At 51.0% G+C, this 24,411-nt stretch carries 16 protein-coding genes; 2 read left to right on the top strand and 14 right to left on the bottom strand.

What is annotated here, in order from left to right; genetic code table 11:
• Window positions 1-20: 20 nt before the first annotated feature.
• The 9 genes from RCO25_RS14295 to RCO25_RS14255 form a co-directional block, all read right to left on the bottom strand.
• On the bottom strand, window positions 21-968 hold the full coding sequence (locus RCO25_RS14295) for a carbohydrate ABC transporter permease (protein WP_308996820.1): 948 nt from the start codon (window positions 966-968) through the stop codon (window positions 21-23).
• A gap of 16 nt (window positions 969-984) precedes the next feature.
• On the bottom strand, window positions 985-1,899 hold the full coding sequence (locus RCO25_RS14290) for a carbohydrate ABC transporter permease (protein WP_308996819.1): 915 nt from the start codon (window positions 1,897-1,899) through the stop codon (window positions 985-987).
• Window positions 1,896-4,454, bottom strand: coding sequence for a DUF5696 domain-containing protein (locus RCO25_RS14285; RefSeq protein ID WP_308996818.1), 2,559 nt, complete (start codon window positions 4,452-4,454; stop codon window positions 1,896-1,898). Before RCO25_RS14285 ends, RCO25_RS14290 begins: the two co-directional genes overlap by 4 nt.
• A 16-nt stretch (window positions 4,455-4,470) precedes the next feature.
• Window positions 4,471-5,097 carry a YIP1 family protein gene (locus tag RCO25_RS14280; RefSeq protein WP_308996817.1) on the bottom strand — a complete coding sequence of 209 codons (627 nt, stop codon included), beginning with the start codon at window positions 5,095-5,097 and terminating at the stop codon, window positions 4,471-4,473.
• On the bottom strand, window positions 5,090-6,556 hold the full coding sequence (locus tag RCO25_RS14275) for a hypothetical protein (protein ID WP_308996816.1): 1,467 nt from the start codon (window positions 6,554-6,556) through the stop codon (window positions 5,090-5,092). The genes RCO25_RS14280 and RCO25_RS14275 overlap by 8 nt, the downstream gene beginning before the upstream one ends.
• A gap of 16 nt (window positions 6,557-6,572) precedes the next feature.
• Window positions 6,573-7,442: a carbohydrate ABC transporter permease gene (locus RCO25_RS14270; RefSeq protein WP_308996815.1), complete on the bottom strand. Its 870-nt coding sequence runs from the start codon at window positions 7,440-7,442 to the stop codon at window positions 6,573-6,575.
• A gap of 4 nt (window positions 7,443-7,446) precedes the next feature.
• Window positions 7,447-8,376: a carbohydrate ABC transporter permease gene (locus RCO25_RS14265; RefSeq protein ID WP_308996855.1), complete on the bottom strand. Its 930-nt coding sequence runs from the start codon at window positions 8,374-8,376 to the stop codon at window positions 7,447-7,449.
• Between the two features lie 45 nt (window positions 8,377-8,421).
• A complete protein-coding gene (locus tag RCO25_RS14260) occupies window positions 8,422-11,307 on the bottom strand; it encodes an extracellular solute-binding protein (protein ID WP_308996814.1) in 2,886 nt (961 codons plus the stop codon).
• Between the two features lie 98 nt (window positions 11,308-11,405).
• Window positions 11,406-12,788: an ABC transporter substrate-binding protein gene (locus tag RCO25_RS14255; RefSeq protein WP_308996813.1), complete on the bottom strand. Its 1,383-nt coding sequence runs from the start codon at window positions 12,786-12,788 to the stop codon at window positions 11,406-11,408.
• Between the two features lie 279 nt (window positions 12,789-13,067).
• On the opposite strand from RCO25_RS14255, the gene RCO25_RS14250 reads away from it, so the two are divergent.
• Window positions 13,068-13,829 carry a response regulator transcription factor gene (locus tag RCO25_RS14250; protein ID WP_308996812.1) on the top strand — a complete coding sequence of 254 codons (762 nt, stop codon included), beginning with the start codon at window positions 13,068-13,070 and terminating at the stop codon, window positions 13,827-13,829.
• Between the two features lie 125 nt (window positions 13,830-13,954).
• Here the strand turns inward: RCO25_RS14250 and RCO25_RS14245 are convergent, their stop codons facing one another.
• The 4 genes from RCO25_RS14245 to RCO25_RS14230 form a co-directional block, all read right to left on the bottom strand.
• Window positions 13,955-14,848 carry an ABC transporter ATP-binding protein gene (locus RCO25_RS14245; RefSeq protein WP_308996811.1) on the bottom strand — a complete coding sequence of 298 codons (894 nt, stop codon included), beginning with the start codon at window positions 14,846-14,848 and terminating at the stop codon, window positions 13,955-13,957.
• Between the two features lie 3 nt (window positions 14,849-14,851).
• Window positions 14,852-17,728 (bottom strand): ABC transporter permease, encoded by a 2,877-nt coding sequence (locus RCO25_RS14240; protein ID WP_308996810.1) that lies wholly within the window; start codon window positions 17,726-17,728, stop codon window positions 14,852-14,854.
• Window positions 17,729-17,878: 150 nt separating this feature from the next.
• Window positions 17,879-18,973, bottom strand: coding sequence for an efflux RND transporter periplasmic adaptor subunit (locus RCO25_RS14235; protein ID WP_308996809.1), 1,095 nt, complete (start codon window positions 18,971-18,973; stop codon window positions 17,879-17,881).
• Window positions 18,900-19,616 carry an ABC transporter ATP-binding protein gene (locus RCO25_RS14230; RefSeq protein ID WP_308996854.1) on the bottom strand — a complete coding sequence of 239 codons (717 nt, stop codon included), beginning with the start codon at window positions 19,614-19,616 and terminating at the stop codon, window positions 18,900-18,902. Before RCO25_RS14230 ends, RCO25_RS14235 begins: the two co-directional genes overlap by 74 nt.
• Here RCO25_RS14230 and RCO25_RS14225 point away from each other — a divergent pair.
• Entirely contained in the window at window positions 19,518-20,030 is a 513-nt protein-coding gene (locus RCO25_RS14225; RefSeq protein ID WP_308996857.1) for a hypothetical protein, read from the top strand. The genes RCO25_RS14230 and RCO25_RS14225 overlap by 99 nt on opposite strands.
• On the opposite strand, the gene RCO25_RS14220 is transcribed toward RCO25_RS14225, so the two are convergent.
• Complete coding sequence (locus RCO25_RS14220) at window positions 19,978-24,246, bottom strand: endo-1,4-beta-xylanase (protein WP_308996808.1); 4,269 nt, start codon at window positions 24,244-24,246, stop codon at window positions 19,978-19,980. The two genes, RCO25_RS14225 and RCO25_RS14220, sit on opposite strands and share 53 nt — an antisense overlap.
• Window positions 24,247-24,411 lie beyond the last annotated feature (165 nt).

The following is a 24,411-nucleotide window of genomic DNA, read 5'->3' as shown; positions in this document are numbered from 1 at the left end:
CTCCCCTATACTTGTCAAAGCTAGCCTACTATGCCAGTTCGCTCGATACTTTCGACAAAATAGCGTTGAACGAACAAATAAATAATAATGAGCGGTAAAATCGCGAGCAGAATTCCCGTATCCTGCACCATGCTCATATAGAACGGATCTGCCTTTGACGCATCGCCGCCTTGAAGCTGAATCGCCAAATTGTACGGCAATGACGACAATTGCGTTGACATGACTTTACTCGAGGTTAAATACGTCGTCGTAAAGAAACTGTCGTTCCATTGCCATACAAACGAGAAGAGCGTCGTAGTAATAATGGCCGGCACCGCATTAGGCAGCATGATCCGCGTAAACGTTGACCCTACCCCGGCGCCGTCGATGTACGCCGCTTCCTCGACTTCTTTGGGAATCCCCCTGAAAAATTGCCGGAAGATAAAAATATACAATCCCGCTTTGAGCGAATTTGCTGTAAGCGACGTCAGTATAAACGGCCAATAGGAGTTGAGAAGATTAACTGATTTCCCGGAAATCAAAGGAATAAGCCCCATTAAGGTGAAATCCTTCAGATTTAAATAAATCGGAATGAGTATGGTTGTTGGCGGTACGAGTATGGTCAAAATGACGCCTGCAAAGAGCAAATTGCTTCCTTTGAATTTTAGGCGGGCAAACCCGTATCCAGCGAGCGCGCAGGAAATCGCGGTCAGAATCGTGGTCGTCGCCGATAGCGTAAAGGTATTGAGCAGCGTCTCCCAGTAGTCCATGATCCTTATCGCGTTCATGAAATTGTCCAACGTATAATGCTTGGGAATCCATACGACGATCGGCGAATAGAGATCCGTTTTGTCCTTAATCGCTGTCGAGATTTTCTGAAGGATCGGGTACAAGATAACGAATGATAACCCTGCGATCAGCGTTAACCGAATGATTGTCCAAAGCCAGCGCTTCCAGCTTTCTAACGATAACAATCGAGAAACGGGCATCTCATACACCTTCTTTCTATTCGTGGTAAAAGACTTTTTTGGATATAAAATAAGAGCTGATCAATAAAATGACGGCAATCGCCAGAAAATAAATCCAGGCCATCGCCGAGCTGAGGCCAAAGTTGAATTTGACAAAGCCCGTATCACGAATCAAGTCCGTTAACGCATTACGCGAGAACGAATCAATAATCGTGTAGATCATGTTGACCAGAATAAGCGGGCTGACCATCGGAAACGTAATTTTCCAGAAGGCTTCATAGCCGGTAGCTCCCTCGATCTTTGAAGCTTCGTACAGCTGAGGGGATATCGTCTGAATCCCGGCAAGGAAAATCAGAATCTGAACGCCCGACTGACTGACGATTTGGTAGATCCGGTCTACCGCACCCGTAAGATAGTTCACTATGGTCTCGCTTACGCCGGCTTGAAGCATCATTCTGGCAAGTTCGAAGCTTCCAAAAGCATTCATAACGCCGCCGGATCCCGCATTTTGCTCGTTGACGGCTTGGATCAAGCTGGTGCTCTCAAGGGTCATAATAATCCCGGAGGCCAGGATGACCGGCAAGAAAAAGATGGACCTGGCCACAGATCGGCCAAAAAACTTCTGGTTCAGCAATACCGCGAGGAACAAGCTGAATATAACGATCAGCGGTACGTTTACCACCATATTTACGATCGCTTCCGTCAGAATCCGATTAAAGGTAGCATTGACGGTCAAGGCTTCCACGTAATTCTTCCAACCGGAAAACGTGATCGTGATGCCTTCCGCATTGGCCTTGATCGTGCTGAAGCTGTACCGCAAGGATGACAGCAAAGGAATAAAGAAGAAAAATACAAATCCAAGCAGCCAAGGCAAGACGTAGACAAAGCCCCAGAGCGCTTTCTGCTCCGCATACGTCCTTTGTTTCATGCCGAGCTTCGTTAAGGATTTCATGATTGTCCACCACCCGTAATATAGCTCTCGGCTTCGACCGTCCTGCCGCCCGCCGTTACTTGCGAACGGTTATAATTCACAATGACATAAGCGCCATTCTCATAGACCGTTTTGAACACGCCTTCACTTAGCTTCTCATGCCCGGTGATCCGCTCATTCCGGACATTTTTCAGAACCCCGTTTACCTCCTGATAAATCTCGGCGGCCTGGTCGATCCACAGCTCGTAATTAACGGCGTACAGATCGTTATATTCCGTATCTTTCACCTTATGATTCGGCTCATAGATCCACTCGAAGTAAACTCCCGCACCGTATTCCAGGCATTTGAGCACGTATTGCTTTACATCGGTGTAGGTAGAAAGATTATATGGCGCTCCCGTATAATCGATAAATCCGCGAACGACCATTTGATAAAAAGGAATCTCTTCATCCTCGATTTTAAATTTACTGTTCGACATAGGCGCATTTGTGATGTCGCTCAGGTAAGGAAGCGCATAGGCATTTCCGCCGTCGGCCATCATCGTGAGATTCGCTTCGCGGATCTTGTTCAGCGATTGGATAGATATCCCCTCAGACTCTGCCCGATCGACTTGATTGTTCTCGCGGTAATCGCTGTTCAATTGGTCCGCCAAATCCCGCAGCGAAATGCCTCCGGTCTTAAAGCCGCCGAAATCCTTCAGCATGGCATCCGTGAATTTCCCAACCATCTTCGGCGAGACGACATAGGACGGAAGGCTGTTCCGATCGCGTCGGTTTAGCGCCGTGTCGAGCGGATAAAGCGCTGCCGGAACTCCTCTTAACGTTCTGGAAGCTTCCTTCGTCTTGTTGAACCCTGACCCTGAATGGGCAGTTAGAATCGCAACGTCCGGATAGAATGAAACTCCCTGTTCCTTGGCAAACGATACAAAGTCCTTCAAGCCTCTGCTCCCGCCGATCGCCCGGTCGACCGAGAGGTTATCCGGAACCTCGTGATCCAGGCCTTTGTTAAACCAGCCGGAGTACTTAAGCTTGATTTCATGAATGTCACGCTGCTGCATCTGTGTAACAATGCTCTGCGCTTGTTCAAATGTCGTTAGCGGCTCCAGCGATTGATACGGAATTCCTGCGATATGCTTCTTTTTGGATATGCTTCCGATCAGCTGCAGATAAAAAGGGATATCATCCTTTCCGTCAGCCGCCTCCAGATGAGGGAGACCGTTTTTCTGCATCAAATATTGCTGGTAGTACGCAGCCATTCCTTGATAAGAAGCATCTTCGCCGTCAAGAAACGCATAACGGACCGTCAGGTCGCTCATCACCGGATTTTCTTGAAACTTCGGCAGCGAGCGCTGCTGTCCATTCGCATCCAGGCTTAAATCGCCCTTGTTCAGAACAGAGAAGCTCGGGTAGACGTAGTTATAGCTGTTCAGCCTGCCGCTGATATCGGCATTAATGGTCGCTACGGACTCGCCTTCTTCAATAATGCCGAGAAACGCGCCGCCCTCGCGAATAATTCCGAATACCGGCAGCCTGGCCTCTTGCGTTCTAACCGCATTTTCAGTCGTATCCATCGTCTGGTCCGCTCCGTATATTTGCTGCTGGTAGGCTGGATAATTGGTTTTGCCGTTGTTAAAATGGATCAGCGCCCCTGCCCCGTCCGGAACAAGGATGGAGCCTTTCGACTCTGGTCCCCCTGCGCCAAAGAAGCTCAGGAGTGAAATCGTGTTCACCGGGTATTCCTCCGGATATTGGATGCTCGAAACCGGAACTTTGGCGACGAGACTATCCCCATCCAGGACATATTCAATCGATGCAAGGAAAATCCGCGGCTCCGGCTTCGTCTGATCCAGATTGTTCTCCGCGATGTCCGCTACCAGATCCTCCTCCGTATAACCCGCATCCTCGAACGCCTTGAGCGCCCGGTCAAGCTGAAGTCCTTTCAGCGCACCGTCGTTTCTTTCATATACCGAATTTTCTTTGTCTTCGGTATAGGCGATTTTCAATGCCCGCTTCCCCGTATTATCCAATTTACTTAACACTTTTTCTTCAAAACGGGCTTTGCTCATCTTCATGGGCATGTCGTCCATCGTTTTTTTGCTCGTTCCGAACTGATACGACACCCTTACGCCGCTTGGAATTTCTTCGAATTTGATCTGCTTGTAAACCACGCTGTCCGAAAAGGAATTGACTGCGCTCAGCTGTCCGAACAAATTATAAAAATCGATTTTCAGTTGAGAAGACAATACTCCCTTATTAACCCCTGCGGCTAACGGATCCGATTCGCGTTCAGGCGGATTGCTGTGCCATATTTCGCCGCTTTGCTTATGAATGACCGCAACAGCGCCTGTCTTATCATCCACAAACAATTTCAATAAGTCATTTTCAGCTATCCCTTTCATGCCGGCCACGCGGGCATCCGTGAAGGAAACGCTCAGAGCCTTTCCTTGTGTAAATGCCTCGGCTAGCTGTACGCTATCCTCCGCCTGATTAACCGTGCCCCCATCCGAGCAGCCGGCAACGAGAAGCCCCACCAATAAACATGAGGCAAGCAGTACGTACCTTCCAGCTTTGTTCATCTCTCCTCCTCCTTCCTTAGTTCCTCATAACCAATTCTTGATAGATAACGGATATGAAGGCGATGATCTGTTGGACCAAGCTGAAGAACAGTAAACCGATAAAGGCCATAAAGCCCATCGCTAGGACCGTCAGAATGATGATCCCGATCGTTTTGGACGGCGTAAATTGATGCACCGTCATATTCGCGACAAATAATAGAAAAATAAACCAAATGACCGCAACGCTATTCGAAAAATAATAAAATGTCGTCTCTTGCAGCGAAATGACGTTGCTTAGCCAGATCCACGGGAAGTTAATAACGACCAGCGGAATCAGGGCAAAACAGGTTGAGGTAAAGATTTCGACAAACTTCCCTTCCCCGTCCAGCAAGGTTGTGAGCGACCAGTTGGCCACGCACCAGAACAAAACCGGCACAACCACGTACATGATTTCCATGAAGCTGTTCATTTCGTTCGGATTGAATAAATTAACGAGGAAACCGCTGTATTGGCTGCTTAAAATATTGGTAACGGCCAGCAGGAACACAACCGCAAATGCAATGATTAAATTGAGCTTCTGACTGCGGTCATATTTCAGGTCCCAGTAGCCGTTAAAAGGATGAACGATGAGATTTAACGGATATTTAATCCACTCTTTACTCAATAGAGACACCCCTCTTTCTTCCCGACGTTTTCCGATACTTTCTCACCGCTAGTACACCTGCTGCAAGTAAGACGATAACGGTCATGATCGTCGCAAAATGCTCTCTCATTACTTGCTTCCGGAAGAGCAGGAAAGCCTTCGAATAATTCTTTTGATCCATGCTCCGTTTAAAATGCTTCATCGCCTCTTCGTAATCGCCTTGTCTTAGAAGCGACTTGCCGATGCCGGCATAAGCGAATTCAAGGTTCGCATTCATGTTGATCGTCTGATTGAACAATTGATAGGCTTGCTCTTCCTCGCCTCTATAATAGCTTCTAACGGCTTCATTGAGCGTCCGGCCGTACTCCGTCGTTTGGAATACCGTAATCTCGCCGAGCGCCTTATCCAAAACGAGGAAATCGTCTCCGACCCGTTCAATCGCCACCGGCGTATTGAATTCGCCCAATTGGTTGCCCATCCCCCCGAAAACGTACATAAAATGCCCGTCGCCGCTGTAGGTGAAAACCCGGCCCCGCTTGGCATCGAGAACGGAATACATCTCGCTGTCCGCGACATCGATATCCACAAGTCTGGAGGGGCCGATATCGCTCGTATAACGAATATCGCCTTGCGGATTGTAATACCCGGTTCTGCGCAATATATCGTTGCCCTGCGCATTCAGCTTTTTGATATTGTCTCCCCAAAGATCCCCATTGGTTGCATAAATGAACCCTTCGTTATCCATATCCAGGTTCGTAAATTCCGTCGGCGTAAACATAACCATCTGGCTCCGCTGCGCCTTTGTCGACATCCGCTTCCAGAAGTATTCAACCGGATCGACATAAACGCGGTTAGCGCCGATAAATGAAGTGAACGCCCCGTCCGCATTAAATTCCATGAAGCCGTCAAATACGCCGGTCGCCATCACATAGGTCCGCTGCGCCTTGTCCATAATGACCCGGACGGGCTGGAACTGAAAATTAGCTTGCAGCAGCTCAGATTCCGGCGCTTCGACAACCTTCACCAGCTTAAAATTCGAATCGAGATGAACGATGCGATTATGGCCCGTATCGGCAACAAGCACATGCTTCTGATCCGTTACGAAGAGGCCTTGCGGATTCTGGAAATTGTCGGCTTGCCCGTCCCTTTCAAAGGAATCGATCGTGGCTACCGGCTTGAATTTCTCATCCAAAATAACAATCCGGTTATTGCCGGAATCCAGCACATAGATTTGTTTGTCCGGCGTGACGTAAAGATCGCTCGGATCTTTGAACGGCCCCACTCCGAGGCTTAGCCCGCTCAATAAAGTTGTCGCCTGGTAAGCGGCGGGCGAGGCAACGGTATCTCCCCAGAATGAGTAATTATAGGAAGCGGCGGCTCCGTCTTCAGCCTGGACGAGCGCTCCTCCCATGCTAACGCCCAGTAAACAACTAAGCGCAATAAGGAGGTGTGCTCTCACTTTTTGTATGCTTTTAAACATCGTGCACGGCTCCCTTCTAATCCTTCATCCCGGAAGTCGCCATCGTCTGAATGACGCTGCTCTGGGAAATAATAAAGAGCGAAATCGGAACAATCATCAAGAGCATCGCGACTGCCGCTCCAACCCCTGCTCTGGCAATTCCCCCAAGCGTAATCTGCCCCAATGCAAAGTGAAGCGTCTTTAGATTCTCACTGTAGATAAAGCTGCCTCCATCGGTTCCCCAAAGCATTGGAAATTGCAAAATCATGAGCGTTAGCCATGCAGGCTTAACATTGGGCATAACGATACTCCAGTAAATCCGGTACTCATTAGCTCCGTCTATTTTGGCCGCTTCCAGCAGGGCATCCGGAATTTGTTCCATAAATTGCTTCATCAGGAAGAGCCCTAACGGGAAAGCCAATGACGGCACAATGATAGACGCATGCGTGTTGATCCATCCCAGCCAGGACATCACCATATAGTTGGGAATGGCCGTTACATGCGGAGAAAACATCAAGGACAGCACGACGATGGAGAAAAGCGTTTTTGATCCCATGAATCGGTACTTGGCCAGCGGATAAGCCGCAGCGGATGCCAATAAGATATGCCCCACGGTGCCGACAACCGTAATCAGCAGCGTATTGGCGATATAGCGCGTTAGCGGCACCCACGAATTCCCCATCAAGGACAGCAGATCATAAAAGTTATCCAATGTCGGATTGTTCACGAAAAACCGCGGCGGGAAAATGAACAATTCGTCAAGCGGCTTAAAGGCATTGTTCACCGCATAAATTAACGGCAGAGCCATAAAGGACCCGAATAAGGCAAGGAGAACGAACAGCAAAAAGCTGACGGTAAAGGAGCGATTGAGCTTTTTGTGCGTTCGAAAGGCCGCCATCATTTTCATGTCGTCACTCACCTATCTTTCTCAACATTTTTTGCGTCAGCATGTTGGTCCCGATCATAAGCCCGAAGAGAACCGTTGCGATCGCGGACGCGTAGCCCATCTCGAAACGGATTGTGCCATAATCCATCAGATGCGTTACTACGGTATGCGCCGCGTAATTGACGCTTGGAAATCCCGCAAGCGCGATCGATATGTCGGCAACGGCAAACGAACCGGTAATCTGCATGACCGCGCCGAACAGAAGCTGCGGCCTCATGGAAGGCAGCGTTATGAACCAAAGCTCCTGCCAGCGGTTCTTAATTCCGTCTACCGCCCCTGCTTCAACCAGCGTTCTATCGATCGTTTGCAGACCGGCGATAAAGGCCAAGAAGCTGGTTCCCAGACTGAGCCAAAGCTGAACGATCATGACAATGGTCAAAATATATTTCTCGTCCAGCAGCCATTGAATCGGTTCCAATATAAACCCGATCTTCATCAGGAAACCGTTCAAATAGCCGTAGCTGTCGCCGGAAAACACGATCAGCCAAATAAAGAACACATTTCCTGAAATCGCCGGCGCATAAAAAATCAACGTCATGAATGCGCGCACCTTGGGCGAAAGCTCATTGATGATCCATGCAAACAAGAAGCAGGCGATATAGCTGACCGGACCGGTAATGACCGCGAACATAAACGTGTTCTTCAAGGCGATCATAAAAACATCATCGTTTAGAAACAGCCTAGAATAGTTTTGCCAGCCCACAAAACGCGGAAATTCAAGCATATTAAAATAGAAGAAACTTAAGCCTAACGAGAAAACTACCGGAATAACGGTAAATAAGAAGAAAATAATCATGTACGGACTCATCAATAAGTAGTAATGCTTGTTTCGTTTCAACTCATTCACGACATAAGCCAACTTGGATCTCTTCTTCGGACGAATGGAGCCCTTCATGGCTTGAGCGGTTGTTTCTGCTTGCACCCGGCTTCCTCCCCCTAACTAATACGGTAAATTAAATTCTTTCCGCTTAATCTCAATTTCATCGTTAATATAGAGGATATAATCCGAAAAGGCTTCGCGGGGATTCTCATTGGCATTAACGACTTTTCGGAAGGCATTGTCCAAATGCCTGCCCGTAAAGTAACCGCCCGGAACCTGCGGAATGCCTCTGACCCACTGCCACTGGCTCTCTAAGTTGTTGTAATCCTTGACCGGCCAAGGCAGCTCTTCAAGCGCCTCAATATTGGCCGTCGGATACCGGGCCGCCTCGCCCATAAGACCTTCCATTTCACGTCCGTAAGCAATTTGGGTTTCCTTGTCCGTCCACCACTTCATAAATTGCCAAGACGACTCTTTATCATCCGAATTTTCCAGCATCATGACGCCGGTTGTGTGACTGGCTACTTCATTGTTAATCGTGCCATCCGCAAGCTTCGTGCCCGGAACAACCGTGAAGTCCCATAGGCCTTTGATCTCCGGAGCCATAACCGTCAGCATGTTGTACGTCGTATAGTCCGCAATGCCAATCGGCATCTCGCCCGTTCTGAACCGGTTCGGGAAGTCCGCTTGCAGCGGGAACTTATAGCTTGTATAAAATTGCGTCCATTTTTTAAATGCATTCATCGAAATTTCGGAATCGAGTGCGCTCTTCTTATCGTCACCACGATAAAATTCGCCGCCGTTCTGGTAAAGCAGCATAGAGAATGTCGCATTCGGAACCAAACTCGCATTCGTGGCTTCAAGCGGCAAATAAAACTCCATGTTGTGCTTCTGAAGCACCGAAATCATGTTATAGATATCCTGCCAGGTTTTCGGCGGAGTCAAATTCAGCTCCTCGAGGATATCTTTGCGATAGAACAACATCGGGAATGTCTGCTGCTCCGGGAGGGCAAATACTCCCTCATCGTATTTGTAAGGCGTAAGTCCGCTGTCGCGGAACCTTGAAGCGACTTCCTCGTAATCCGCAAAGCGTGACAAGTCGGCCGCAGCGCCCCTCATCGCATAGTTCACCGGAACATCTTCGCCGATCTGCATAGCTACATCCGGCCCCTCGCCAGCAAGCGTAGCCGGTAGAAGGATGTTGCCCGGAACGAGCTTCAACTGAACGGAAATATCCGTATCCGGCGTAAAGGAGTCGTCAATCAGACCCTTCAATACTTGCGCCTGATCGCGTCCGGTCGTAATCCACACCGTGACCGAACGATTTTTCTCTTCGGTATTTCCGATGTTGTCATAATCTTCTGTATAAGAGGCTGCATAGGCTCCGAGCTCATGTCCTACCTCTTCCAGCAATGTTGCTTCCGCTCTCGGAAGTTCGCGGCCTGGTGAAGAGACAACAAGATAATCAAGCGAAAGCGGCTGCTCCCGCACGGTCAGAATCCACGTTCCCAGACCGCCGACATTGACCTTGTATGCATCCAATCGCTTGGCAACCGTTTCAGGATATTCCGCCAAATCCTTTAGTTGGCGAACCATCGAGTGAAGGACGGCTACCTTGTCGCTTCGTTCACCTGTTGCCTGCTCGAGATAGTCCGCTACGCTTTGAATCGTTTCGGCTTGATCTGTGAAAACCTCTACCATATCAGGAATCCGCTTCTCCAATTGATAATCGCGAAACGGATCAGGCTTATTCGACGTAATCATTAAGATTTTCCGGTACATCTCATTCAACTGCAGCACGCTAGACTCGATCGTCTGAAGCAAAGGCGCAATTTCGCCGAGGGAGACCATCATTCGAATACGATGCGAGCCTTTGGTCAAATGGTACGAGTAGGGCTCTTCGCCGCCCAGCACATTCATCTGCCAATCCCTTTCAAAGTTAAAGCGAATTCGCTTCATCTCCTCAAACGGATATTTTCCGTCGATCATAAGACTGCGCGTGGCGAAGACGCCGCGAAGCTGATCCTGCTTTTGTTTTAACGCAATTTGATACAAACCGTCCTCTTCTACCTCGAATTCCCACTCGATCCACTGCCCGGGCAGCTTCCAGTTCAGTCCTCCGATTGTGTTGATTCTGATTTTGGATACGTCATATGGAATAACCGTTGGACTAGACCTGTCGGACATCGGATATAAGGTCGGGGAAGACTTGAACTCTGCGTCCTCCGCTTGGATGAGGATATATTGATCCTTGACAGGCTTTATACCTCCGGCTGTATACTCGCTCTTCAGCTCTTCGTAAGTCTTCAACTCCTGATCTTGATATAGCTCAATATAATCAATCGCCATGGGCTCTCTTAACGCCGTCAAGGTAAGCCTTTGCATGCCTTTGTCGAAATAGAAGGAATAAGGCTCATCATAATAACCGTATCTGTCGGTGAGCGCGGTGATTTGCCATACAGGCTTCTCAACCTGTCTCGGACGCAGGTCGTTTCCTCTGTCGTCTCTCTTGATCTCTTCATTCCGATCTCCCCATACCCGGTCAAACAAAATAATATCAGCGCCCTTAAAGGGGACTTCCTGATTAATAGCAAATTGTCTTTCAATCGCAGAGCTCTTTCCCTCGATCGGATAATAATGAATTCTAACGTTGTACAAACCTGGCTGATCCATTTGAACATCCCAACCAATAGATCCCGTCTCCGGCGTAATTACCGCTTTACCGTCCAAACCATGCAGCTTCTCTGCGACTTCAAAACCGTCCCCGACGGTTTCGGCATAATTCTCCCCCTCGATTCGGATGACCCCTTCAGGCCGCTTCGCTGTCGAGTGGGAATTTATATATTCGTCATAACCTTCTTCTCCAGCCGATTCCGCTTCGAAATCAGCCATGGCCCGAACCTGCCCGTTATTTGTCTGATTTGAAGGGTAGAAAGCCCAAATGGACAATACAAATACGGCAAGAACAAGGATGACGATTACATACTTCTTCTTTCTGATGTTCAATTTTTCTCCCCTCCTGCAGCATGAAGTATTTAATCCAATAACAGTCCCCATTATAGAAAATTTCTAAATGGGGACTGCAAGGCAATCGCTATGAATGGTTACGAGCCAAATACTTCGTCAATCGCCGCTTGGAATGTCGATTTATACTTTTCGACGACTGTGGATACCGAAACCCCGCTATTCAGTTCGCCAACGAAATCATAGAACTTCAGATTCGGGAACGTATTGTGGTCGAGAACGATCATATTCGGCGCAACCATTTTGGCGTTGTTGATGTCATCCTCATTTTTAAACAAAGTCTCATACCAGCCTTGATCCGGATAATCATACATGGAATCGATATCGTTAATCTTTTCCCAGATATACAGCAGCTGCTCAGGATTCTTAACTGATTTTGGAATTGTCAGAGCTTGGAAGAGCGCTTCCGCGGAATGATAGGTCGTAGCATTCGGTCCCTTCGGAAACGGAATGAAACCGAGCTCATAATCAGGCATATCCGTCTGGAAGCCGCCTAGCTCCCACAAAGCGCCTGCATACATGAGCGTGTTCCCTTGACGGAAGAACTGACCAGGCTCCGTCCAATCGCCGCCTTCCGTCGGTCTGCCTACTTGCTCAGTAGCCAAGCGGGAAACGAAATTAAGCGCATCAAGCGTTGCAGGATCCTCTAGATTTTGCTTATCTCCTTTGGTGAGACCTGTATTGTTGGAATACAGAGCATGGTCGATAAGCGAAGCATTCGCGAGACCCCATGTATCCAGCTTGCCATCGTTATTCGTATCTTTATTGGCCTCTTTGGCAACTTGAATGAACGTTTCCCAATTCCAGTTGTCTTCGTTCACATACTCTTGCAGGGCTTTCGCGCCTAGCTGATTCATAAGCGTACGGTTGTAGAATATGCCCTGAACCAGATTAGCCTGACCTTCGCTGAAGCCGTAACCTTTGCCCTCATACGTGTAATATTCATTTGTGACCTTCTGATTGAATGCCCTAGGGTTCTTCGTGTACTCGTCGACTGGCCACAACAGATCTTGTTTCACAAGCGTTGGAACCGTGTACGTTTTGCCCAATCGGACGATATCGCCGATCGGCTCGCCCGCCAGCAAGGATGCGGTGACTTTCTGCTGGTACTCGCCGTAATCGATCGCAACATATTCCACTTTGAAATTATGCTTCTCCATTAAGGCATCCAGGTTTTTCTTGCGTTGAATATTGTCCGGATTGTCTTCCGGAATCGTCATATCCCACCACGAAACGATTTTGATCGTCTTGCCGCCCAGATCGAAATCCATCTCCGGCGTACTGTTCACTTCTTCCGCATTGTTCCCAGCCGCATTGCCTTGCGTCTCGGTCGCGCCGGTGTTCGTACTGGCGTTCGTTCCCTTGTTGTTACCGGTGTTATTGCTGCTGTTTGAACCGCTGCTGCATGCTGCGAGAACCAGAACCATTGCGCATAACAGAATCATCATTTTGCGAATCTGCATACTTAATCCCCCTTTTGATTTGTGAACACATTCAAAGTTTAGCGCTTACATTTTGCAGCAACAACCTGTCGAAAACCAGCTATTCCACCTGTCTAATTATAGGTCTAGAGCTGACATTTCGAATCCATTACCGCCAGGTAAGACAAGTAGTAAACAACGGCTAACGATATAAAGAAAAGCACATTGTTAATCATTCGTGTATTTTACATAATGAAAGCGTAATCTTTTGCAGGCATGAGGGAGTCAGACGTGCCGCGAATACAATGGGAGGTAAACATTGTGTATAAGGTACTGTTTGTCGATCTGAATAATCATTCGGAAGATAAGACACTATATACGCTTGATTGGAACAGCTTGGGTTTTTCCTTGGAGGGTTATGCCGACGCCTCCGCAGCCGCCATGTCTTTATTCGCCAAGCATCGTTTCTCGCTTATCGCGATCAATATGAAAGGCGCTCACGCAGAGGGGCTGGAGCTATGCGACCAGATCCGCAGCAAAAGCCGCCTGCCGATAATGCTCATTGGCGGGGGCAAGGACTTCCAGCTCGCAAGAAAGGCGATGTACTATCAAGTCAGCGACTATTTGCCCGATCCCTTGTCAACCGATGAGTTAACGGCAAGCTTGCAAAATTTGAAGCGGGAGCTCGACTCCGCTCTATCAACGGATTATAACGAGCATTCTTTGTCCTTATCCGAAAATGATTCTTCCCCGCAGGCCAACATTATCGATAAAGTGAAGGAATACGTGGGAGAAACGTTGCATCAGAACATTACCTTGAAAGAAATATCCAATATTTTGCACTTCAACTGCTCTTACCTGGGACAAAAATTCAAATATCACGAGAACATGACCTTTAACGAATATCTGCTGCAACAGCGCATGGAGAAAGCCAAATCCTTACTCGAACATACCGACATGAAAGTATATAAAATCGCTAACGAAGTCGGATACACCGAAATGGATTGGTTCTACAAAAAATTCAAGTCGTACACCGGTGTAAGCGCTAACGAGTACAGGAAGATGATCTCGATTACGGCATGACCCGTAATGGATTGCGATATCGGCATAAGCTCATTTGATCGTGGAATCCTTTAATTATCAGAAAAGAAAGCCGCTTGCTTTGTTTGTCAAAGCAAGCGGCTTTCTTTCGTTTGTTCTTGTATCGTTCAGCCCGTCTTCCTGGCCTCCGGCGGATAAAGAATGATGCGGCCGTCCTCCATCTCCACGCGCACTTTGTTGCTGTCCTTGAAGCCCTCCAGGTCGAGGTAGCCGGCCGGAATCTGCAACCGGCCCGCCTTATCGACAACGGCATACTCAATATGGCTCTCTGTCCCGTACCGGGCGCTCTCTGCGTCCAGCAGCGCCATTTCTTCCGCATACGATACCCGGCGAATCATCTCCGCCGACGTCTTGCCGTCACGGATTTGAACGACTCGATCCACCTTGCGCGCCAGCAGCGGATCATGCGTCACGATGACAATCGTAATACCGATCGTCCGATTCAGCGTGCGGAACAGATCCAGCACCTGATTGGACGTTTTCGTGTCCAGTGAGCCTGTCGGTTCATCGGCTAACAGCAGCCTCGGCTCGTTCGCGAGGGCGATGGCAATCGCCACCCGCTGCTGTTCCCCGCCAGATAGCTCGCTCAGCCGATTCATCATTCGGTGGCCGAGCCCAACTGCTTCGAGAAGCTCGATCGCCCGTGCCCGGCGGTGTTTGCCGCGCAGCAGCATCGGCAGCTCGACATTTTCCCTTGCGGTCAGGTACGGAATCAGGTTTCGCGCATTGTTCTGCCATACGAAACCGACCGTATCCCGCTTGTACTTCACCAGATCCTTCTCGCCAAACGTCAGCAGATCATTCCCGTCCACAAGCAGCTTGCCGGCTGACGGCTTGTCTAATCCGCCCAACATGTTGAGCAGCGTTGACTTGCCGCTGCCGGAATTGCCGATGATGGCCATCAGCTCGCCGTCTTCGATCTTCATATCGAGCCCTTGCAGGGCGACGACCTCGAGATCCGCGGTTTTATAAATTTTGACAAGTCCTTCACATTGAATCATAGGTTACTCCTCTCCCAGCTTCAGCGCTTGGGCAATCCGGGTCCTCGACAGGCGGTAGCCGAGAATCAGCAGGCCGATCGTTAGCATAACCCCGACAATGCTGTAAAGCTGCACATAATCGCTGAGCTGATATGTGATCTCGAACGGAGGCACCTGCTCGGCGGTCGAGAAAGACATTTCGAACAGGGGAACAAACATTTCGCTGATCAAGTTGCCGATAAACACGCCGATGATGACAGCCGCTCCCGAGGTGAACAACTGTTCGCTGACTAGCATGCCAATAATCTGCCGGAATGGAATGCCCATGGCCCTCAGCACCCCGTATTGGAGCGTCCTTCCCGATAGGGTCAGCACCCAGAACAGCAAGAAGCCGAAGAAGCTGATTAGCATGGAGATCACGAAGCCCAGCGTCATAACACCGTTGATGGCCAGCCGGAAAGGATCGTTCTTTGACAAGATCAGCTCCTGTATCGCATCGCGAAGGCCGGCAACCGGCACTTTTTTCTCAGCCAGTTGGTCATAGATCACCTGGCTGGATACGCCGTCATTCAGCTTGAGCCATACCTCATAGGGCTCGACCGCAAGCCGGTTCTGGATCGTGCCCAGATGTCCGACGATCAGATGAGATTCTGCTGCCTGCCCGTCTTTCGCGTCTCCGCTTGTCGGAAGCGGATTCCAGCCCGGCCAGTAGTCGATAATTCCGTAAACAGTGAACTGTGCCTGGTCGAGTCCATCCCAGGAGACACGGATCGGATCGCCTGGCTTGATTGCTGCCGCATCGGCGAGCGACCTTGAGATCAGTACCGCCTTCGGATTCGGCGCTATCAGATTCAGATAGCTGTTGATGGGGTATTCAAGCAGCCCGTTCTTCATCCAGGCCGTCTTGCCGAAATCCAACGTATCGATGCCGAATAGCACGGTCTTTCCGGTCGTGCCGCTGCTGCCTGCGCTGAACCTGACCGCTTCCTTCTTGAACACTCTAGCAACCGCTTCTACCCCCTCCAGTTTCTGAATTGGCTGGAACGGCGGCTCGGTATACTGGATCCGTCTCGTTTCCGCGATGCCTGTTTCGGTTTGCGGCTGCTGCGAAGAGCCTGATGACAGCGGAGGAGGCGCGTCGCTCTTCCACCGCATGGTCAACGCCATGTCGGCGCCGACGGCGTACTGGATCTTGCTCTCCATATTGTCGTTGATCGTCCGGGCCGCATTCGCGCTGAAGAGGCCGGTCGCCACCGTCATGATCAGAAACACCTTGATGGTCAAATACTGCCCGGACGATCGGCTGATTTGAATCAGCGTATTATATAGCGCCGGCGACCACCATCTGCGGCCTGCCCAGTAGATGAGACGGATAAACCACGGGTACACGCGCAGCACCAGCAGACCGCCTCCGAGCGCAAATAGTGCAGGCATTAGGAACAGCAGCGGATCAAGCTGCATGGCGCCTGCATCAAGTGCCAGCCGCTTCAAATCCTCCTGCCGTTTGTTGAAATTGAACAGCAGATAGACCGCCAGACTGACGAGTATGACATCGAGACCGGTCTTATGCCAGAACGACATCCTGGTCAGGCGTGCCATTTGCTGCTTGTGACCCACGATGCTTGTCCTTGTCGCCAGGAAAGCCGGAATCAGAATAAGCACAATCGCCACGCCCACAGCAATCGCCGCGATCTTATAGGCGGTGCTGGTCATGCTGACTTCAAGCGCCGGTCGCTGGACGAACTCCAGGAAACCGCTCGAGGCGCCCAGCAGCTTCGTAAACGAAACGCCGAGGAAAGGTCCCACGGCCAGTGCGCTCAGCCCGAGGAACAGACTCTCCAGCGCGTAGGCCATCATGATCTGCAATCGGCTGGCTCCACGGCTGCGGAGAACGGAAATTTCCGTCTTTTGCCGTTCGATGATGAGATTGGCAGCCATATACAAATAGAAGGCCAGCATCAGCATGACGGGGGAGTAAAGGGACAGCATCATTACGTCGAGCTTCGCTTGTTTCCCCCGATAAGATCCGACCGTCTCAATTGCCGGGATATTAATCTCTTCAACCCCGATCCGTCCCCGGAAATAGCGACGGATATCCGTGTTGGCTGCGATAAATTGGTCGATATTGTCGACATTCAGCTGTTCATAATTCAGGGCGAAGCGCCATTCCAAGTCGGTTAACCTCGCCTTGCCGCCTTTCGTAAATTCGCGCTCGAACTGCTCGAACGGGATAATAAACCCGTCTTCGGCCTCCGTCGTCAAATACGGCAAATAGGGGTCGCCGGCAGGATCCGTCTCGATGATGCCGACCGGAATGACGCGAAAGCGGCTCCGGTCCCCTTCCGGCGATTCCGCCACCAGCTCTTCTCCGAGACCGCGCTTCGTCGCGAACAGAAACTTCTGGGTGACAAGCGCTTCGAAAACGCCGTCCGTTCGGTCAACCGGCATCCGTCCGTCTATCAGCCGCAAGCGCTTCTCCATACCGGACAGGGATTTAAAGCTGCCTGCTGTTTTCTGCGACTGCTTCTCTTGATCCGAGGCGTCGGCACCGTATACCTTCATTTTTTGCGTGAACCGCTGCTGGTAGAACGACATCGCCGCAAGTCCCGCCCTGTCCGGGATCGTCTGAACGAAACGGTCAGCCCGTTCAAGCGCCTCAGAAGTCTCTTTATCCATTGTTGATGAAGAAACGGTCGTACTAACCCGGACGAAGCCCGGGTAAACGGCGCTTTGACTCTGCACCTGCTGGAGTTCTTTCAACAATGTCTGCTGCAGGATGGCTTCGGAATAAAGCGGCATAGAGCTGAACAGGGCCACGCATACGGTAAGGCCAAACCACAGATTCAGCTGCAGCCATTTGTTATTTGCCATTTTGCGGAGAATCATCGTCCATAAGGCCATACGTATACCCCATTCTTGCGCCCGGTCAGTCCGGGCATTATTGTTCGATTCTAAGAATTAATAAAGTTCCAATTTTATTTGCGCTTAGAATTCACCTTGAAACGTAGACTGAGCCTTCAAAATACGGCATCAGCCGTTTACGCCCTGCGTTTAATTGTTCAGGATGACCTTCTCGCCTTCCTCCAGCCCGCGGACGATCTCCACTTCGGTCGGTGTCGTTAATCCCACCTCAACGTCGACCTCCTTGCGCCGATCGCCCTCCGCGACCTGCACGTAGCTGCGGCCCATATAGGAGCGGATCGCTGATCGCGGAAGCAAGATGACGTTCTCGCGCTTCTGCAGCTCGATATTGAGCTCCGCGCTATGGCCAATCTGTACCCCTTCGGGCTTATCGTTCATGCCGATAATGATGGTCACCGAATTGCGTTCGGCCTTCGCATCGTCAGCGCCGAGGGGCACGTTAGAAGGAGATTGCAGCACTTTCCCTTGATAGTCCTTGCCCTTATACTTCAGGCTGACGGGCATGCCCGCTTCTACCGGAAGCAGGTCCTTCGAATTTGCCGCTGCATACGTCAGCTGCATTTTGGACGGATCCGCGATGGTTACGATGGATTGGTAAGCGTTGATAAAGTCGCCTGCATTCAGTGATTCGGCGAAGGTTACGATCCCTGCAATCGGCGCGTACAGCTGCGATTGGTCGAGTCGCTTCTCCATGGAATCCTGCATCAGCGATTCCCGTTCCAAATCGATCTCCCGCAGGCGCAGATCGGTTGCGTTCGCGCCGGAAGCCCGAGCCTGTTCATACTGCAGACGGGCGCGCTCCACACTAAGCCTCTGCAGGCGGATCTGAAGGTCCAGGTCGCCCGTCTCCAGCTGGGCGATCAGGTCGCCGGCTTTCACTTCTTGGCCGACCGCCACGTTGATGGATTTCAACCGCCCTCCGGATTCCTTGAAAGATAGCGTATCCATGCTGGAGGACACGAAATTCGCCGTTCCTTTGAGAAACGTCTGAATGTTTCCTTTGGCTGCGTCCACGATGTCTAATTCTTCCTCGGCCGGCTGGACAAGCGGTGGCTGAAGCGACGCCTCCTCCATGGGGAGCAGCGAGCAGCCCGTAAGCGCCAGCGTTGCTGCGAGCATTACGGCCACGAGCTTGGCGCGGGGAATCAGACTAAACAACGGGTGTTTCATGAGTTGTTTGCGATACAATTTTTCCATCCTCCAATGCGATAACGTAATCGGCAAGCTCCATAATGCCCGGGTCGTGCGTCGTCAGAACGATCGTCATGCCTGACCTATTCACAAGATCACGGAATACGCGGATGACCTGCAGTCCCATCTTGCTGTCCAGCTCCGCGGTAGGCTCGTCCGCGATCAGCAGCGAAGGCTCGTGTGCGATCGCACGGGCGATCGCCACGCGCTGCTGTTCGCCGCCGGACAGCTCCGTCGGCCGGTGCTTCATCCTCTCCCGCATGCCGACGCGCTCCAGCGCACGCTCAGCGGCCTCGCGGTTGCCATTGACCGGGGTACCCGCAATACGCAGCCCGAACTCCACGTTCTCGTAAGCAGACATTAACGGAATCAGGCCGAACGACTGGAACACCAGGCCAATCTCCTTACGCCGCAGCGCGCTGCGCTGCGCGCCGGAAAGTCCGCTAATCTCCCGTCCCCGAAGGAACACTTGGCCCTCCGTCGGCTCATCAAGCGTGCTGAGAATATTCAGCAGGGTCGTCTTGCCGGAACCCGACCGGCCTTTGAGTGCCACCATAGACCCGGCCGGAATGGTCAGATGAATGTCCGCCAGCGCGGTGACGGCGGTATTGCCTCTGCCAAAGACTCGTTTAATGCCGGTTGCCTTCAGGATCGTTTCGCCGCTTGCTTCTATCATTCTCTCTACCTTCGTAGACATCGCGATCCCCCTCCAGTTCATTTAATTGTTGTTGCAGTAAAGTCATGCCACCATGGATTTAAAGCCGATCCGATACTAACACTCATCATTTTAGCGCTTTCATTTAGCGAACAATACCCGTTTGTTTCTTGTTTATTCACCTTACAAATAATAGGTTTAATGAGCGAAAAACTGCAGACGCCGTCCTTTGGGAGCTCAGCTCGTGAGCACAATTGCCCGTTTGGCCAAATGGACGCTTACCGCCCGGCAAATAAAAAGAACTGCGCCGTGCTGGCGCAGTTCTTCAAGTATATCGGTGGTTTTCGGTTTTCAATGCCATGCGTCCAAGTTTGTCTTGTTATTATTGCATTTCTAACAAATGAAACAGAAGCGTTGCCGCTTCAGCGCGGGTAGCCGTGCCTGCCGGATCAAAGTTGTTATTCGGCTTGCCCTTGATAAGACCGGCTTGCTGCATCTCGGAAATTCCGGCACCTGCATAAGCGGAGATCTTCGCGCTGTCAGCGAATGCAGCTGCAGCTTGGGTCTTCTCCAAGGCCAGACCGGCTGCTCGCAATGCACGGTAAGTCATCACCGCCATATCTTGGCGACTAATGCTTGCACCTACATCAAAAGCGCCATTTGGTTTACCTTTCACAATTTCCAGCTTCGCAGCAATGGATACGGACTGCTCATAATAAGCGCCGCTTGCCACGTCATTGAAGGAATGGCCTGCGCTCGCCGTTTCCAGACCTAAGGTTTGAACCAGCATGTGGATGAACTGCTCTCTAGTGACGGCATCGTTCGGTGCGAAGGAAACAGCGGAAACCCCTTTCACAATCCCACGAGCCGCTATCGCTTCGATTGCATCAGCTGCCCATGCTGCCTTGAACAGGTCAGTGAAGGAAGATTTCACGGCTGACGCAGCATACTTACTGAAGTGCTTGGCTTTAAACTCTATTTTTCCTGTGCCCGGAATGTAACGTCCATTTTTGACTACTTCCAGCTTTCCGTCCTCCGCAATATAATATACGACAACCTGACCCGGTTTTTCGCCGGCTTTCAAGGTGTACGGATACGATACCCGAACGGTTTGGTTATCGCCAAAGTGACTAATTTGTTGGCCGCCCACAGTGAGAGTAAAGTCAAATACCGTGTTATCTCCAACCTTCTCACGAGCTTCCTCAGATAACCCTTCAGGATCTATCTTATTCACTGATAGTGAAGCCTGCTGAGGACTGCCTGCGCCGGTAATGATGGAGATCGGAAGTTGAACGGCCGCCCATGCCGTCTTCACTTCGACGGTTTTGATTCCGGCAGCTGCGGCTTGTTGAATCTGACTCCAAGATAAGGTAACAGTTACCTTATCGCCCACCGTATCCTTCGCTTCAAGAACAAGCTTACTCCCCTGCGCATTGCGTAATGCAGCGGCGAAAGCAGCATCTGTAAAGGTCTGGGCTGCAGTTTCTGGCATTGCTGGAGTAGTTGGCGTTGTTGGCGTTGGTTGTTCGGTGCCGTCTCCCGCTTCGGCGAACTTAAGTACGCCGTATCGGGATGTGCTCTGCCAGGACAAACCTGTCAGGTCGTTCCAGATGGCAACGCTGTCTCTTATGCCATCGCCATCCTGATCATTGTTGACTTGAAAGTCGAAACCTATTAGTTTGCCGAGCGCAGGATCTATCTTATCCAATGCGATCGACGCTTCAACGATGTAGCCGTCCGCCGTCCGCTTTGCAGCAGAGTCTAGATTTCCGCTCTTTGAAGCCGGATTGACGGACTGTTCATTGTCGAAGTTGATCCGGTACTGCCCGTCATCCAATTCGAAATAACCGGTCGCGGCATTGTTCTGGTCGACGAAAATTTCAATCGAATCCTGCTCATGCGCATTGGCGCTCTGCTTCGAGAGCAGTGAGTCGGTTACTTCGGCCAATACGTACAAACGGCCTTCATCCCAAAGCGTCCGGACCTTCGCGGTCGAACCGCTTGACCCGATTACCCAGCGGTCGGTTGCGATTTCATTCGCATCGTCCCAAAGCGCGTCGATGATGCCATCGATGACAGGCGTTCCCATTACCGCCGCCGTATAGAGAGGGCCTTCGCCGAACTCAAGCACGCCGAACCCCGATGTATCGGAATCCTGCGAGTCCGTCGTGTCGTTCCACGACGTTACCGTCAAGACCTCCCCGGATTGGTCAATGATTCGGGCATCGAATCCGATTTCTCGGCCGAGCACAGCGCCGTCCATTGGTATCCAAGCTTCGATCCGGTATCCGTCAGCGGTGTTAATGGCTTTGTAATCCCCCGTATTTTGCGGAGTTGCTCCGCTGCGCCCAAACGTGTATTTTATGTCATCAGCTTCGTATAAGGCCGTTTTGCCGTTATTGCCGTCGATATAAATCTCCACCACATCGTTGTCGTTCACCGTCTTGTCGAATACGTCTACGGTAACGTATAGACGACTCTCATCCCAAAGCGCCTTGAAAGCACCCGCAGTTTCCCCGGCCTTGAGAATGGACACCGCCGGCGCCCGGTTCCATGCTTCTTCCGATTGACCATCAACTATCGCGCTTCCGGCGGTTGCCGTCGCATACTTGATTTCGACGGGCAGCTTGCTCGGATCGACAAGTCCCCAATACGCATATTTTGCCTGCAGCCGCTCATCGAACGGCAGCGGCCAGTTACGGCGAACGGTCGGGAATGTGCTTAGCCAAGTGTTCCCGTCATCCTTGCCCCAGAAGATCACGGCAGTTATTTCGTCCTTATATTTCTTAAACACGTCGAAAATGTCCTTATAGCGATTAGCCTGCTTGATCTGCAGGTCAACAGGGAACGACTCCCACGAATCCGTGCCGTTCGTATAGCTGCTCATGTCGAGCTCGGTAATCTGCTGCTCAATGCCAAGATCGGTGAACGCATTGATCGTTGCGTCGATTTCCTGCGCCGACGGGTTTTGAATATCGATATGCATTTGGTGGCCGACGCCGTCCACAGGAATGCCTTTGTCCTTCAGACGCTTGATTAAGTCATGCAAATATTGCCGTTTTTCCGGTTGATGCGTATTGTAATCGTTAATGAACAGCTTGGCGTCCGGATCTGCAGCATGTGCGTATTCGAATGCTTTCTCAATAAATTCCTCGCCTGCGATTTGATACCATAGACTGTTCCGCATACCATTGGGATCTGCGGGTTCAATAACCTCGTTTACGACATCCCAAGCGTAAATTTCGCCCTTGTAACGGCCGACCAACGTATCGATATGCCGCTTCATCCGCTGCAAGAGCAGTTCCTTGCTTGCAAGTTTCCCTTCGTCATCGTAGAACACCCAGTCCGGCGTCTGGCTGTGCCAGACGAGAGTATGTCCGCGGAAGGCAATGTCGTTATCGATGGCGAAATTAACGGACTGGTCCGCACGCGTAAAGTCGAACTGTCCATCCTGCGGCTCGGTCGCGTCCCATTTCAGCTCGTTGCCGCCTGTCAGGCTGTTAAAATGCTTCTTAAGCAGCTGTGCGTGCGGTCCGTCCGGCTCTGCGATTTCAGAAACCAGGAACGCTGAACCGAGCATGAAGTCCTCGGCGAAAACATCCTTAAGCGATGGGATATCAGTCTGGATTTCGATCGGCTCCGGGTCCGGAATTTGCGCCATCGTGAAATCGTCCATGTAAAAGCCCAGTGTCGGGTGGTCGAACGATTCGAAGTAGACGGCCACGTTCTCGGACGCGGCAGCAAGCTTGTATTCACCCGACAGCTTGAGCCAGCCGCCGGCGCTTACGGTTAAGGCGCCGACGCGCTCGTAATAGTTGATACCACCTGTCGTTCGCTGGATCATCATCGAAACAGGGGCATTCTGCGTACCTTCGGGCAAGCGCAGCCAGGCTGTAAACGCATACGTTTTGCCGGCTGCCATGATCGGCGTCATGTCGAGCATCGGACCGTTCCAGCCCTCCGTTCTTCCCTCTACCTGAAGGCTATAGGAGCCAGAATGCGCTGCAGCGGCCGTTGCCGTCAACACCTCTGAGCCCCCGCGTCCAAACCAGCCCTGAACCGTGCCGTCTTCAAAATCAGTCGCGGTCGGTTCCGGCAGTCCGCTGCCCGTTTCCGTAATTGTAATTTCGTCCACGTAAAACGAGCCGAGCGAATCCGGCAGCTCAAAATAAACCGACAGCTCCGAGACGTCGCCAGTAAACGTATAAGGCGCGGACAGCTTCGTCCACGAGCCGGACGTAACCGGCGTCTTGTAAACGATCGAGTCGTAATTCGTCTCGCCCCCGGACACACTCTGCATCGACATACTGGCGGTTGTGTCGCCCTCGCCGTCCTTAAGCTTCACGTAGGCCTCCAATTGGTATTCAGTGTCCGGCTTCAGCAAGGACACCAGGTTATACCCTGGCCCATTCCAATTGGCAGTGCGGCCTGTGGACAAGAGCGAGTGACTGCCGCTGTACGCCTCATCCCCGGATACTGACAACGTATCCCCGCGCGCGTACCATCCTTGCGTTGTTCCGTCTTCGAATCCGAAGGAGAGCGAGATTGCCTCCGCATTTGTTTTCATCGGCGCGCTTAGCGTCGCGGATGTCAGCGCGAGAACGTAGACTAACAGAAGTGAAATTTTTCGTTTCCAGCCATTCATAATCATAAAAAACACCTCACCTTCAAATTATTTATTCCATAAAAACGCCCCTTTCGGGGCGTTCTTCCTGGCATCATTGTTCGTCGTCCACAACAAGCGTCATACACATGTACCACTTGCTGCTTTTATAGTCATCTTCCCCTCGATAGATGGCAGCGTCAGTCGGATCAT

It is taken from the genome of Paenibacillus sp. LHD-38 (genome assembly GCF_031157315.1).
In the GTDB taxonomy this organism is placed as follows: Bacteria; Bacillota; Bacilli; order Paenibacillales; family Paenibacillaceae; genus Pristimantibacillus.
This window is presented reverse-complemented; position numbering and strand designations above follow the sequence as displayed.